This is a genomic window from Serratia sp. JKS296, from assembly GCF_900215445.1.
GTDB lineage: Bacteria > Pseudomonadota > Gammaproteobacteria > Enterobacterales > Enterobacteriaceae > Serratia > Serratia marcescens.
The window spans coordinates 3,931,606-3,943,797 of sequence record NZ_OCMX01000001.1; the positions used below are offsets into that span (position 1 = coordinate 3,931,606).

13 protein-coding genes and 1 other RNA gene are annotated in these 12,192 nt (G+C 59.1%); 5 read left to right on the plus strand and 9 right to left on the minus strand.

Annotated features, from left to right (window positions below):
- Nucleotides 1-19: 19 nt before the first annotated feature.
- From CRO23_RS18850 to CRO23_RS18860, 3 genes are read right to left on the minus strand one after another with little or no spacing between them, the layout of a single operon-like run.
- Nucleotides 20-898 (minus strand): metal ABC transporter substrate-binding protein, encoded by an 879-nt coding sequence (locus CRO23_RS18850; RefSeq protein ID WP_097102650.1) that lies wholly within the window; start codon nt 896-898, stop codon nt 20-22.
- Between the two features lie 25 nt (nt 899-923).
- Nucleotides 924-1,781, minus strand: a complete 858-nt coding sequence (locus CRO23_RS18855) for a metal ABC transporter permease (RefSeq protein WP_004940309.1) — start codon at nt 1,779-1,781, stop codon at nt 924-926.
- A complete protein-coding gene (locus CRO23_RS18860; protein ID WP_097103127.1) occupies nt 1,778-2,491 on the minus strand; it encodes a metal ABC transporter ATP-binding protein in 714 nt (237 codons plus the stop codon). The genes CRO23_RS18855 and CRO23_RS18860 overlap by 4 nt, the downstream gene beginning before the upstream one ends.
- 404 nt (nt 2,492-2,895) lie before the next feature.
- Here CRO23_RS18860 and CRO23_RS18865 point away from each other — a divergent pair, with 404 nt between their 5' ends.
- The 3 genes from CRO23_RS18865 (at nt 2,896) to CRO23_RS18875 (ending at nt 4,029) form a co-directional block, all read left to right on the plus strand.
- On the plus strand, nt 2,896-3,249 hold the full coding sequence (locus CRO23_RS18865; protein WP_016928845.1) for a hypothetical protein: 354 nt from the start codon (nt 2,896-2,898) through the stop codon (nt 3,247-3,249).
- Between the two features lie 158 nt (nt 3,250-3,407).
- Complete coding sequence (gene tomB, locus CRO23_RS18870) at nt 3,408-3,776, plus strand: Hha toxicity modulator TomB (protein ID WP_004940312.1); 369 nt, start codon at nt 3,408-3,410, stop codon at nt 3,774-3,776.
- A 49-nt stretch (nt 3,777-3,825) separates the two neighbouring features.
- Entirely contained in the window at nt 3,826-4,029 is a 204-nt protein-coding gene (locus CRO23_RS18875) for an HHA domain-containing protein (protein WP_004940313.1), read from the plus strand.
- A 329-nt stretch (nt 4,030-4,358) separates the two neighbouring features.
- On the opposite strand, the gene ffs is transcribed toward CRO23_RS18875, so the two are convergent.
- Nucleotides 4,359-4,455: signal recognition particle sRNA small type (gene ffs / locus CRO23_RS18880), an RNA gene on the minus strand.
- Between the two features lie 156 nt (nt 4,456-4,611).
- Here ffs and CRO23_RS18885 point away from each other — a divergent pair.
- Nucleotides 4,612-4,926 (plus strand): MGMT family protein, encoded by a 315-nt coding sequence (locus CRO23_RS18885; RefSeq protein WP_004940317.1) that lies wholly within the window; start codon nt 4,612-4,614, stop codon nt 4,924-4,926.
- A 64-nt stretch (nt 4,927-4,990) separates the two neighbouring features.
- Here CRO23_RS18885 and CRO23_RS18890 read toward each other — a convergent pair whose 3' ends face one another.
- Nucleotides 4,991-5,482, minus strand: a complete 492-nt coding sequence (locus tag CRO23_RS18890; protein ID WP_016928846.1) for a YbaY family lipoprotein — start codon at nt 5,480-5,482, stop codon at nt 4,991-4,993.
- 230 nt (nt 5,483-5,712) lie between these two features.
- Here CRO23_RS18890 and tesB point away from each other — a divergent pair, with 230 nt between their 5' ends.
- The gene (gene tesB / locus CRO23_RS18895; RefSeq protein ID WP_016928847.1) at nt 5,713-6,576 is read left to right on the plus strand and encodes an acyl-CoA thioesterase II; all 864 of its coding nucleotides are present in this window, start codon (nt 5,713-5,715) and stop codon (nt 6,574-6,576) included.
- Between the two features lie 90 nt (nt 6,577-6,666).
- Here the strand turns inward: tesB and amtB are convergent, their stop codons facing one another.
- The 4 genes from amtB to smdA form a co-directional block, all read right to left on the minus strand.
- A complete protein-coding gene (amtB, locus tag CRO23_RS18900) occupies nt 6,667-7,953 on the minus strand; it encodes an ammonium transporter AmtB (protein ID WP_004940322.1) in 1,287 nt (428 codons plus the stop codon).
- A gap of 35 nt (nt 7,954-7,988) precedes the next feature.
- Nucleotides 7,989-8,327, minus strand: a complete 339-nt coding sequence (gene glnK, locus CRO23_RS18905) for a P-II family nitrogen regulator (protein ID WP_004940327.1) — start codon at nt 8,325-8,327, stop codon at nt 7,989-7,991.
- A gap of 278 nt (nt 8,328-8,605) precedes the next feature.
- Entirely contained in the window at nt 8,606-10,384 is a 1,779-nt protein-coding gene (gene smdB, locus CRO23_RS18910; protein ID WP_016928850.1) for a multidrug efflux ABC transporter permease/ATP-binding subunit SmdB, read from the minus strand.
- Complete coding sequence (gene smdA, locus CRO23_RS18915; protein WP_016928851.1) at nt 10,377-12,152, minus strand: multidrug efflux ABC transporter permease/ATP-binding subunit SmdA; 1,776 nt, start codon at nt 12,150-12,152, stop codon at nt 10,377-10,379. Before smdA ends, smdB begins: the two co-directional genes overlap by 8 nt.
- Between the last annotated feature and the right edge of the window lie 40 nt (nt 12,153-12,192).

Here is a 12,192-nt window from a genome sequence, read left to right on the forward strand (position 1 = left end):
CGCGGGCGGGGGGCAGAGATTACTTCATGCTGCTCAGCAGCGTGTCGACATTGTGTTTGAACGCCTGCTCATAGGTGGCCGCCGGGCCGCCGGCGCGGGAGAGCGCTTCAGGGTACAGCTCGCCGCCCGCCTTGGCGCCGGTGGCGGCGGCAATCTGTTTCACCAGCCGCGGATCGGTCTGGTTTTCGATAAAGTAAGCGTTAACCTTCTCCTGTTTAATCTGCTTAATCAGGTTCGCCACGTCGCTGGCGCTGGCTTCCGCTTCGGTGGAAAATCCGACCGGGGCAAGGAAGGTGACGCCATACTCTTGCCCAAAGTAGCCAAAAGCATCATGGCTGGTCAGCACCTTACGTTTCTGCGGCGGCACTGCGGCGAACTGGGTTTTGGCCCACAGATCCAACTTTTGCAGCTGCTGAATGTAGTCGGTGCCGCGCTGGCGAAAATAGTTGGCATCCTCAGGATCGGCGGCGATCAGGGCGTTCATCACGTTGGTGGCGTACTGCACGCCGTTTTTCATGCTGTTCCAGGCGTGAGGATCGGTAATCGGTTTGCCATCCTCTTCCATCTGGCGGGTGTTGATGCCCTGTGAAGCGGTGATCACCTGCCCTTTATAACCCGAAGCGCTGACCAGGCGATCGATCCACCCTTCCAGCCCCAGGCCGCTGACGAAGACCACATCAGCCTGAGCCAGCTTCTTGCCGTCCTGCGGCGAAGGCTCGAAACTGTGCGGATCGCCATCCGGCCCCACCAGCGTGCTGACCTTGACGTGATCGCCGCCCACCTGCTTGACGATATCTCCCAGAATGGAAAAGCTGGCGACGGCGTCGACGGTCTTCGCCATCGCCAATGGGCTGGCCAGCAGAGCAGCAACCGCCAGCGATATAGGTAAACGTTTCATACTTTCTCCTTGCAAATGGCACTTCTCAACGGCGCGCAAAGGCGTAAATGCCTCCGCGCGTTCCAAACAGGATTGAGACAAAAAAGAGGATGCTGGCGCTGAGCACGATCGCCGGGCCGGCGGGCAGCGAAGCGTGATAGGACCACACCAGCCCAATCAGACTGGAAAGCGCGCCGATGCCCATCGCCGTCGCCAGCGTCTGCGGCAGATTGCGCGCCCAGAAGCGCGCGCTGGCGGCGGGCAACATCATTAACCCAACCGACATCAGGGTGCCGAGGATCTGGAATCCCGCCACCAGATTGACCACCACCAGCGCCAAAAACAGGCCGTGGATCAGCGCCAACCGGCGCGGCGCGTTAACGCGCAGGAAAGTGACGTCGAAGGATTCGATCACCAGCGCGCGGTACAGCGCCGCCAGCGCCAGCAGCGAAACCGAGGCGATCGCACCGACCATCAGCATCGCCTGCGCATCCACCGCCAGGATCGAACCGAACAACACGTGCAGCAGATCCACGCTGGAACCGCGCAGCGAGACCAGCGTGACCCCCAGCGCCAGTGAACCCAGATAGAATCCGGCGAAGCTGGCGTCCTCTTTCAGCGGCGTGCGGCGGCTCACCAGGCCGGACAACATCGCCACCGCCAGCCCGGCGATAAAGCCGCCTACGCCCATCGCCACCAGCGACATGCCGGAGATCAGATAGCCGATCGCCGCGCCCGGCAACACCGCGTGGGACAAGGCATCCCCGACCAGACTCATGCGGCGCAGCAGCAGAAACACGCCCAGCGGGGCGGCGCTGAGCGACAACGCCAGGCAAGCCATCAGCGCGCGACGCATAAAACCGAAAGAGAGAAAAGGATCGATAAGCCCATGCAACAGCATCATGGCACCACCGCCCGCAGATCCGGCTGCCGTTCGGCGGCGTGATGCCTCGGCACCTGCTCCAGCACTTGCTCGGCCGCGCCCCAGTGGCAAGCCTGCGGCGTCAGCAACAGCGCCTGCGGAAAATGCTCGGCGACCATCGACATATCGTGCAGCACGGCGATCACCGTTTTCCCCTGCCGGTGCAGTTGCGCGATCGCCTGCAGCAGGATCTGCGTGGTGGCGCTGTCGATACCGGTGAAAGGTTCATCCAGCAAAATCAGCGGCGCTTGTTGGACCAGCAGGCGCGCAAACAACACCCGCTGCACCTGACCGCCGGACAGCTCGCCCACCGGGTTGCGCACCAGCGCGCTCATGCCAACGCTCGCCAACGCCTCATTGACCTGGCTCGCCGCACGCTTGTTCATGCCTCCGAACATGCCGCTTTGCGGCCAACAGCCCATCGCCACCAGATCGCTCACCGCGATCGGGAATTGCCGATCCAATTCCGCCTGCTGCGGCAAATAAGCTCTGCGCGGCGGCTTTCCGCCGCTAAAATTCAGGCTGCCGCTCATCGGCGGCAGCAAACCGGCGAGCGTTTTCAGCAATGTCGATTTTCCGGCCCCATTGACGCCCACCACCGCGGTCAACGAGCCGGCGGTAAACTGCCCGCTCAGCGGCGGAAAAAGCGGCGTGGTGCCATAGCCCAGCACCAACTGGCGCAGGGTGATCATGGCAGCGATACCGCCCAAAAGATGCCGAGCCACAGCAGAGCCAGCAGCACAGCGGCACCCGCACAACGCGCGGCAGCGGAGGTGGTGAACAACGAATTCAGTGACGACGCGGCGCCATGTTGCGAAGTGGGAATCAATGTGGTGACCAAAATGACGGGTTAATGGTTATAATATAACATCACAACAACTACCGTATCTCAAGCTATGGCGCGACAATAATGCAACGGAACGTAACAATCCCTCGCACAGCGGATCTTCCCCCGTCCCCCTTACAAAACTCAGGGCTATTTCCATTCGGTTGGAATGTTGGCGTAAGGTAAAGAACAGCGGTAAATCGAAAAATTTACCGACGAGGGCGGAAAAGGAGTAAGATAAGCAGATAACATTGTTGTTGGCCGAGATTAATGCTTGTTACCCTTGCCTGTAACCTGGAAGTCAACGCACTTTCTGTTAAAAAATTAAAGAAAGTGATTAATGACAATAGCGCGGAGTTAGTGCCGGCGCTGACCAGCGGACTCAGCTTTTATTCTGAAAGCGCACGCTATGCCGAAGATTCATTAGAAATACTTGATATAGTGCAGCAAGGTGGCGGCGATTATTCAATGAGTTATCGTTATAAGTGGGGCATTTTTAATGCCTGCCTGGATATCAACAGCGAAGATATCATCAACGACAGCGTCCGGTTTCAAGTGACGTCACGGGGTTTAATCTTCGACATCATTGATAACTCACGCCCATCAACTGCGGATGAATTGTAAGTTTACGTAATAACTACAGGCCAAACGCGAAAAAATGATTTATATTCATTTTACGGGAAGTTTATTTAACCACCGTTAAGCTGCCTCCGTTCATGATGTAAATCAGCTTACTCACATAGTGTTATCACACCGCAATTAAGACTTACGGAGGGGATGATATGGATGAGTATTCGCCTAAGCGGCACGACATTGCTCAGCTCAAATTCTTGTGCGAAAATTTGTATGATGAAGGTATCGCTACCCTGGGAGACAGTCATCATGGGTGGGTCAACGATCCGACGTCCTCCGTCAACCTGCAGCTTAATGAGTTGATCGAACATATCGCTTCGTTTGTGATGAGTTATAAAATTAAATACATGGACGAATCTGACCTGTCGGAGTTAGTCGAAGAATATCTCGACGATACCTATACGCTGTTCAGCAGCTATGGTATCAATGATTCCGACCTGCGCCGCTGGCAAAAAACCAAGGCGAGATTATTCAGAATGTTCTCAGGAGAGGACATCTGTACGACAATGAAAACTTAGGGGATAATTATTCCCAAGCTATTTTACGGTTATTAAACTAAAGGCCACCATGACTAAAACCGACTATCTGATGCGTTTACGTAAATGCACCACGATTGATACTCTCGAACGTGTTATTGAGAAAAATAAGTACGAGCTTTCCGATGATGAACTGGAGCTGTTTTACTCAGCGGCCGATCACCGTCTGGCAGAGCTCACCATGAACAAACTGTATGACAAAATCCCCACCTCCGTTTGGAAATATGTCAGATAATCAGCCCCCCAACGCGTTGAGCCGATGCTTTTATCGGCCTCAATGTTCAAGTTAAATACGTACTTTTCCTATTGACAGTAAAACTTCATTTACGTTCCCTCTTTCGATAATAATATTTCCGGAAACAATTTTCTTTTTTTATCGAGACAGGTTACCTCATCGCCCGCCTCACTATGCCTGCCCCCAGCACCGCTAATTCATTATCCAAAAGAATTGAGGGCGGGAAGAAAAGAAATGCGTGTCGCTCTGCCTGATGACAGAAATGGATAATAGATACGTGGAAGAGAGGTGACAAAAGCGCGGATTGGCGAAGCCCAAATGGGTGGGGACCCTGCCAGCTACATCCCGGCACACACGTCACCTGCTGCGGCTGCTTCCTTCCGGACCTGACCGAGTTCACAAGTTAGTGTTGCGGGAGAACCAACAGGGCCCCCATTGACGGCTTCTGTACTCTGAAGCGGTGGGCATTATCGGCGATGCCCCACCAAATAGCAAGCCAACCGGGGCCAACCGCTGTTTTCTTACCCACCTGCGCTGTGGCACACTCTTCACCTGGGTTTTGACTCGTGCAGGAACAGCAATATGCAACCAGAAGACGCCTCTTTCAGCCAGCGGGTTTTCCATATCGTGGCCGCCATCCCGTTCGGCAAAGTCACCACTTACGGTGAAGTCGCCCGGCTGGCCGGCTCGCCGCGCGCCGCGCGTCAGGTTGGCGGCGTGCTGCGGCGTTTGCCCGAAGGCAGCACGCTGCCCTGGCACCGGGTGATCAACCGGCACGGACAGATCTCGCAGCAGGGGGAGGATTTTCAACGGCAACGGCAGGCACTGCTGGCGGAGGGGATAATTTTCGGCCCACACAGCACGGTCGATTTCGAACGCTACGGCTGGCGCTGGTAAAACAAAACAGCCTTTGGCCGAAGCGCAAAGGCTGTTGATTTCATCTTGCTGTACCGCAGTAAGTTTACTGCATGGCGGTTGGCGCAGCCTGAATCGGCACACCCTGAACCGGAACCAGCAGCAGATCGGCGCGGGTGCCGTTGCGGTTAACCACTTCCTGGATGGTGTCGGTAATGAACATCAGGCGCCCGTTGACCGTCACCGCCGCGCTCAGAATGATGCGCGCATTCGGTTGGATGTCGGACGGGTTGTACGGCAGCGTAAAGCTGAATGGCGCCTGCTGCCCTTCAGTACGTACCGCGCGCTGTGCAATCACTTTGGACGGCGCATCTGCCAGCGAAGCGTCAGAGAGGGTGACCGTCAGTACGGCGTCCGGCGGCAGCGCAATGCGCTGACGTATATTAACCGAACCTGTCACCGCCGGGCCCTGAATCTGCGTTTGCGCAGCCGCCGGGTTACCGGCCGCCTGTGTAGGCACATCGGCACTCTTTTGCGCGCATCCTGCCAGCGTGATCGTCAGTGCCGCGGCACCGCCTACGATTTGCCAGAGTTTCATGGATCGGTCTCCTTTTTTATTATCAACATGTTGGTGGCTTTCACCACCTCACCTATTAAACCTAGCACAAAACACTGATAAATCCACTTTACCCCGTCTATTAATCACTTAAACAGCCCAAGGCGTCCATGATTAAGAGCATTCTCATCGGCCCTTAACGCAAAATGTTGACGCCGCGCCGTGATATTCCGCACACTGCGCAAAATGATTATTAGAAAGGTAACAACTTTATGAGCCAGGCATTGCAAAACCTCCTCGATCTGCTGGATCTGGAGAAAATCGAAGAAGGATTGTTCCGCGGTCAGAGTGAAGATCTGGGGCTGCGCCAGGTGTTCGGCGGGCAGGTGGTCGGTCAGGCGTTGTACGCCGCCAAACAAACGGTGCCGGACGAGCGCAGCGTGCATTCGTTCCACAGCTACTTCCTGCGCCCGGGCGACAGCAGCAAACCTATCGTTTACGACGTGGAAACCCTGCGCGACGGCAACAGCTTCAGCGCGCGCCGCGTCAGCGCCATCCAGCACGGCAAACCTATCTTCTATATGACCGCCTCCTTCCAAAGTCCGGAAACGGGCTTCGAGCATCAGAACCTGATGCCGGACGTGCCGCCGCCGGAAGGGCTGCTGTCTGAATCAGAGATCGCCCAGAAGCTGGCGCATATGCTGCCGGAAAAAGTGCGCGAAAAATTTATCGGCCAGAAGCCGATCGAAATGCGCCCGGTGAAATTCCATAACCCGCTGAAAGGCAGCGTGGAAGAACCGCATCGCTATGTGTGGTTCCGCGCCAACGGCAGCATGCCGGACGATCAGCGCATCCACCAATATCTGCTGGGCTACGCGTCGGACTTTAATTTCCTGCCGACGGCGCTGCAGCCGCACGGCGTCGGTTTCCTCGAGCCGGGCATGCAGGTGGCCACCATTGACCACTCAATGTGGTTCCACCGCCCGTTCCGCATGGATGACTGGCTGCTGTACGCGGTGGAGAGCTCCTCCGCCTCCGGCGCACGGGGCTTTGTGCGCGGCCAGATTTATACCCGCGACGGCGTACTGGTCGCCACCACCGTGCAGGAAGGGGTGATTCGCCAACGCGACGCCTGATCCGCAGCATAAAGAAAGGGGCGATGTTTCCATCGCCCCTTTTGGCTTCATCATTATTTTAGTCTTTAGCGCACTGCCCTGCTTTGAGCCTTACTGGTTGTAGGCGCTCTCGCCGTGGCTGTTGACGTCCAGCCCCTCGCGTTCCTGCTCCTCCGGCACTCTCAATCCAACCATGGCGCCCGCGATCTTGAAGGCGATAAAGGCGGCGACGCTCGACCACACCAGCGTGATCAGCACGCTCACCAGTTGGATCCAGACCTGATGGCCCATCGTCACCCCTTCGGCGTAACCGGTGCCGCCCAGTGAAGAGGCGGTGAACACCCCGGTCAACAGGCAGCCGACGATGCCGCACACCCCGTGCACACCGAACACGTCGCAGGTGTCGTCCACTTTCAGCCATTTTTTCAGCGTCACGACGCCCCACAGGCCGGCAACGCCGCCCACCAGGCCGATGATCAACGCCCCGCCCACCCCCACGGTGCCCGCCGCCGGCGTCACTGCAACCAGCCCGGCGATCATGCCGGAGCAGGCGCCCAGCAATGAAGGCTTGCCGCGCAGCACCCACTCGGCGAAGGTCCAGGAGAGAATGGCGCCCGCAGTGGCAACCACGGTATTGAGGAATGCCAAGGCCGCAATGCCGTTGGCCGCACTGGCGGAACCGGCATTGAAGCCGAACCAGCCGATATACAGGATGGACGCCCCGGTAAACACCATCGGCAGGTTGTGCGGTTTGAAGGCCTCTTTACCGAAGCCGGCGCGTTTGCCAATCAGGTAGGCGCCGATCAACCCGGCGCTGGCGGCGTTTATGTGCACCACGGTGCCGCCGGCGAAGTCCAATGCGCCGTCGGCGGCCAGGTAACCGCCACCCCACACCATGTGCGCGATCGGCAGATAAGACAGCGTGAACCACAGGATCGCGAAGATCAGCACCGCCGAGAAACGAATGCGTTCGGCGAAGCCGCCCACCACCAACGCCACGGTGATACAGGCGAAAGAGGCCTGGAAAGCGACGTGGATCATCTGGCTGATGCTGCCGGTGACGCTGTCGATGCCGATGCCTTTCAACATCGCCGTCTCGAATCCGCCGAACACCGCATTGCCTTCGCTGAACGCCAGGCTGTAGCCATACAGCACCCACAGCACGCAGACCAACGCGAAGGTGACGGTGACCTGCGTCAGCATCGACAGCACGTTTTTACCGCGCAGCAGACCGCCGTAAAACAGCGCGATGCCCGGCAGCGTCATGAACAGCACCAACGCGGTGCAGATCATCATAAAGGCGTTGTCGGCCTTATCGGCGACCGCCGGGGCGGCCAGGGCCAAAGAAGGAACCAGGGTTACCGAACTCAGGCCCAACATGGATAACAGTCTTTTCATTATCAATCATCCCCATCACTTAACTGAGTTCGCGGTTACAGTGCCGATTCGTCGGTTTCACCGGTGCGAATGCGGATCACGCGTTGCAATTCGGCAACGAAAATTTTGCCGTCGCCGATTTTGCCGGTGTAGGCGGCTTTGCTAATCACATCAACCACTTCATCCAACTGATCGTCGGCGATGGCGATATCGATTTTGACCTTGGGCAGGAAGTTGACGTTATATTCGGCGCCGCGATACAGCTCGGCGTGCCCCTTCTGGCGGCCAAAGCCCTTCACTTCGGTTACGGTCAACCCCTGAATGCCCACGGAGGACAAGGCCTCGCGCACGTCCTCCAGCTTGAACGGTTTGATTACCACGGTCACCAGCTTCATATTGCCCCTCCACGAATTAAGCCCAAACTCACCCCTGGTACGCGTCATATGTAGCAAGGGCTGTGCCAAATTTAATTTTGCAGGGCGATTCAGCGGATTAGCGGGCACGCGGGCGCAGCCGCGAGGCAGCACGGCACCAATACCTTGGATAGGTTAAATAATGCGCACCGATTTGGTGCGCATCGCGTCGAAAAAGTGCAGAAAGGGGGCGTGGCCCAGATGGTTTGCCTGCTTATGGTGCGTTGGAAAGAAAGAAGGGCCGCGAGCGCGGCCCATGTTCAGGCGGGTTGGCTCTCCTCGCGCACCGCTTCCGCCAGTTGTTCGCCCGCCAACTGCAGCTGGTACATCTGGTAGTAACGCCCCTGCTGCGCCAGCAGCTGCTGATGGTTGCCCTGCTCCACCGCCTGGCCGCGATGCAGCACCAAAATGGAATCGGCATCGACGATGGTCGACAGCCGGTGGGCGATCACCACCAGCGTGGTGTGCTCGCGGATCGCACGCAGCGCGCGCTGGATAGCCTGTTCGGTGCCCGAGTCGATATTGGCGGTCGCCTCGTCGAGGATCAGGATCTGCGGCGCCTGCACCAAGACCCGCGCCATCGCCAGCAGCTGTTTCTGCCCGACCGACAGGTTATTGCCCTGCTCTCCCAGGCGGGTGTGGATACCCTGCGGGAAGCCGCGCACCAGATCCGCCAGCTGCACCGTTTCCAGCGCCCGCCAAACGGCGTCTTCCTCGATATTGCGCCCCAACGTGACGTTGGCCAGCACCGAATCGGCGATCACCACCGGATCCTGCTGCACCATCGCTACGCCCTGGCGCAGCGTGCGGTGCGACAAGCTGGAGATCGGGCGACCATCGAGACGCACTTCCCCCTCGCTGACCGGGTAATAACCCATCAGCAGGTTAGCCAAGGTGCTCTTGCCGCTGCCGGTGTGCCCGACCAGCGCCACGAAGCCGCGCGACGGCACCGACAGCGAAATATGCTGCAGCACCTTTTTATCCGCGCGGTAAGCGAAGCTCAGATCGGTGATGTCGATACGGCCGCCGGCCAATGGACTATCGTCGGCGCCGTAGCTCTGCTGGCTGCGATCCATCAGTTCGAAAATACGTTCGCCGGCCACCACCGCCTGCTGCAGGATCGACTGTTGTGACGTCAGCTCGATCAACGGTTCGTTCAAACGCCCCAGGTAGTTGATGAAGGCATAGAGCACGCCGACGCCAATCACGCCTTCGCCGCTGAAGCCGAACAACATCAGCAAACCGCACAGCACCAGCGCCGAAAACAGGCTGAGCAGCGGCCGCAGCAGGAAACCGTCGAGCCGCAGGGTCTGCATGCGCGCGAGATAGTGCGACTGGCTGGCGGCGCTCATGCGCTCGCCGAAGCGCACCTGCTGGCGGAATTGCTGGATCACGCCCATGCCGTTGATCACTTCGTTGAAACCGTCGTTGATGTCCGCCAGATAACTGCGCACCCGGCGCACGATCGGCGTGCTGTAATATTGATAAATGCCCATCACCACGAACACCGCCGGGAAGATGCAGATGGCCACCAGCGCCATGCGCCAGTCGAGGCTGAACATCGCCACCAGCATGGCGCCGATCAGCGCGGCGCTTTTCAGCACCGTGGAGACCACCATCACGTACAGATCCTTGATCACTTCGGTGTCGTTGGTAACGCGCGAGATCAATTGCCCGACCGGTTGCGTGTCGAAGGCGCTGAGCGGCTGGCGCAGCGCGGCGTCCATCACGTCGGTGCGCAGCCGCTGCACCACCCCCACCGCCGCCTGGTTGAACAGCAGCGCCTGGAAGTAGTGCAGCGCCGCCGCCAGCAGCTCCAGCAGAATGTAGGCCGCCGCCAGCCCGCCGACGATCATCAGCGGTAGTTGCCCTTTGGCGACGTAATTATCGATAAAATAGCTCACCAGGATCGGCCCGGCGACTTCCGCCGCCGCCGCGATCCACAGCATCAGCACCGCCAGCCCCAGCGGTTTGCGGTACGGCGAGCCGTAGGCCAGCAGCCGCTTCAGCGTCGGCCACAGCTTTTGCACTTTATTCATCGGCCAACGCCTCCTCGCCGTTTTCCGGCGCTTCGTCCAGCGCCGCTTCCAGCTGCTGATAACGGTACATATCGCGATACCAGCCCGGCTGCGCCGCCAACGCAGCCGGATCGCCGCGCTGCGCCACGCCGCCGTGCTGCATCACCAGGATCTCGCTGGCTTCGGTCAATGCCGACAGCCGGTGCGCGCTGATGATCACCGTGCGATCTTGTCCCCAGCTGCGCAGGTTGTGCAGGATCTGGTGTTCGGTACGGCCATCCACCGCCGACAGCGCATCGTCGAGGATCAGGATTTCCGCATCCAGCAGCAGCGCTCGTGCAATAGAGATGCGCTGTTTCTGCCCGCCCGACAGCATCACGCCGCGTTCGCCCACCTCGGTGTCATAGCCCTGCGGCAGCCGCAGAATGTCCTCATGGACGCTGGCCAACCGCGCCGCCTGTTCGATCTGCGCCTGCGTCGCCCCCGGATGGCCCAGCGCGATGTTGTTCGCCACGGTATCGGAGAACAGGAACGGCGTTTGGCTCACCACCGACAACCGCGAACGCCAGTCGTCAAGTTTGACCTGCGGTAACGGCAGGCCGTGATAGCGGATCTGCCCTTGGTCGACGTCGAACTGGCGCTGGATCAGCGACAGTAATGTCGACTTACCGGCCCCGGTCGGCCCGCACAGCCCCAGCATCTGCCCCGGCTTCAACGTCAGCGCCACATCGTGCAGCGCCGGATGTGGGTTGTCCGGGTAGTGGAACGCGCGGATATCCACGTCCAGCACGCCGCGCCCGGCCGGCAACGCCTGCGGGCCATCCTGCACCGCCGGCGCCTCATCGAGCAGGCTGCGGATGCGGCTGTAGGCCGCGCTGCCGCGCTCGACGATATTGAACATCCAGGCCAGCGCCAGCATCGGCCAGATCATCAAGCCGAGGTACATCACAAAGCTGGTCAGTTGCCCGAGCGTCAGTGAACCGTTCACCACCATCCAGCTGCCGCCGCCGATGGCCAACAGGTTAGACGCGCCGATGGCGATATAAATGGTCGGATCGAAGCGAGCATCCACCCGCGCCACGTGCATGTTCTTGGCCCCGGTCTGCGCCGCGACATCGGCGAAGCGGTTCGATTGGTGATCTTCCAGCCCAAAGGCCTTGATCATGCGTATGCTGGTCATGCTTTCCTGCGCCTGATCGTTCAGGCTGGAAAACGCCGCCTGCGCCGATTTAAAGCGCTGGTGCAGCTGGTCGCCATAATATTTGATGGCGATCGCCATCAGCGGCATCGGGATTAACGCCAACACCGTCAGCTGCCAGCTGATTTGGGTGCTCATCACCACCAGCACCACCACCCCCATCACCAGCGAATCCACCAACGTCAGCACGCCTTCACCGGCGGCGAACACCACGCGATCCACATCGTTGGTGGCGCGCGCCATCAGGTCGCCGGTGCGGTGGCGCAGGTAGAACGCCGGGTTTTGTCGGCTGAGCTGGCGGTAAAAGTTTTCGCGCAGTTCGACCGCCAGCTGGTAGGAGGCGCCGAACAGCAATACCCGCCACACATAGCGCAGCAGGTAAACGACGATCGCGGTGCCGATCATCAGCCCGAGCCAGGCCATCAGCACGCCGGTGGACATCTGTTTTTCGGTGACGCCGTCCACGATGATGCCGACCAGCTTAGGCGGCAACAGTTGCAGGATGGCGATGACGATCAGCAGCACCACCGCCCCGAGGTAGCGGCGCCACTCCCGGCGGAAGTACCAGCCGATTTGTGCAAATAATCTCACGCAGTTTGATTCCAGGATTTTATGGGATTTGTCTCTTTTT

Excerpts from the sequence above, each read along its gene's own strand:
- CRO23_RS18850 (WP_097102650.1), bottom strand. The coding sequence starts at position 898 with ATGAAACGTTTACCTATATCGCTGGCGGTTGCTGCTCTGCTGGCCAGC.
- CRO23_RS18855 (WP_004940309.1), bottom strand. The coding sequence starts at position 1,781 with ATGATGCTGTTGCATGGGCTTATCGATCCTTTTCTCTCTTTCGGTTTT.
- CRO23_RS18860 (WP_097103127.1), bottom strand. The coding sequence starts at position 2,491 with ATGATCACCCTGCGCCAGTTGGTGCTGGGCTATGGCACCACGCCGCTT.
- CRO23_RS18865 (WP_016928845.1), top strand. The coding sequence starts at position 2,896 with ATGCTTGTTACCCTTGCCTGTAACCTGGAAGTCAACGCACTTTCTGTT.
- tomB (WP_004940312.1), top strand. The coding sequence starts at position 3,408 with ATGGATGAGTATTCGCCTAAGCGGCACGACATTGCTCAGCTCAAATTC.
- CRO23_RS18875 (WP_004940313.1), top strand. The coding sequence starts at position 3,826 with ATGACTAAAACCGACTATCTGATGCGTTTACGTAAATGCACCACGATT.
- CRO23_RS18885 (WP_004940317.1), top strand. The coding sequence starts at position 4,612 with ATGCAACCAGAAGACGCCTCTTTCAGCCAGCGGGTTTTCCATATCGTG.
- CRO23_RS18890 (WP_016928846.1), bottom strand. The coding sequence starts at position 5,482 with ATGAAACTCTGGCAAATCGTAGGCGGTGCCGCGGCACTGACGATCACG.
- tesB (WP_016928847.1), top strand. The coding sequence starts at position 5,713 with ATGAGCCAGGCATTGCAAAACCTCCTCGATCTGCTGGATCTGGAGAAA.
- amtB (WP_004940322.1), bottom strand. The coding sequence starts at position 7,953 with ATGAAAAGACTGTTATCCATGTTGGGCCTGAGTTCGGTAACCCTGGTT.
- glnK (WP_004940327.1), bottom strand. The coding sequence starts at position 8,327 with ATGAAGCTGGTGACCGTGGTAATCAAACCGTTCAAGCTGGAGGACGTG.
- smdB (WP_016928850.1), bottom strand. The coding sequence starts at position 10,384 with ATGAATAAAGTGCAAAAGCTGTGGCCGACGCTGAAGCGGCTGCTGGCC.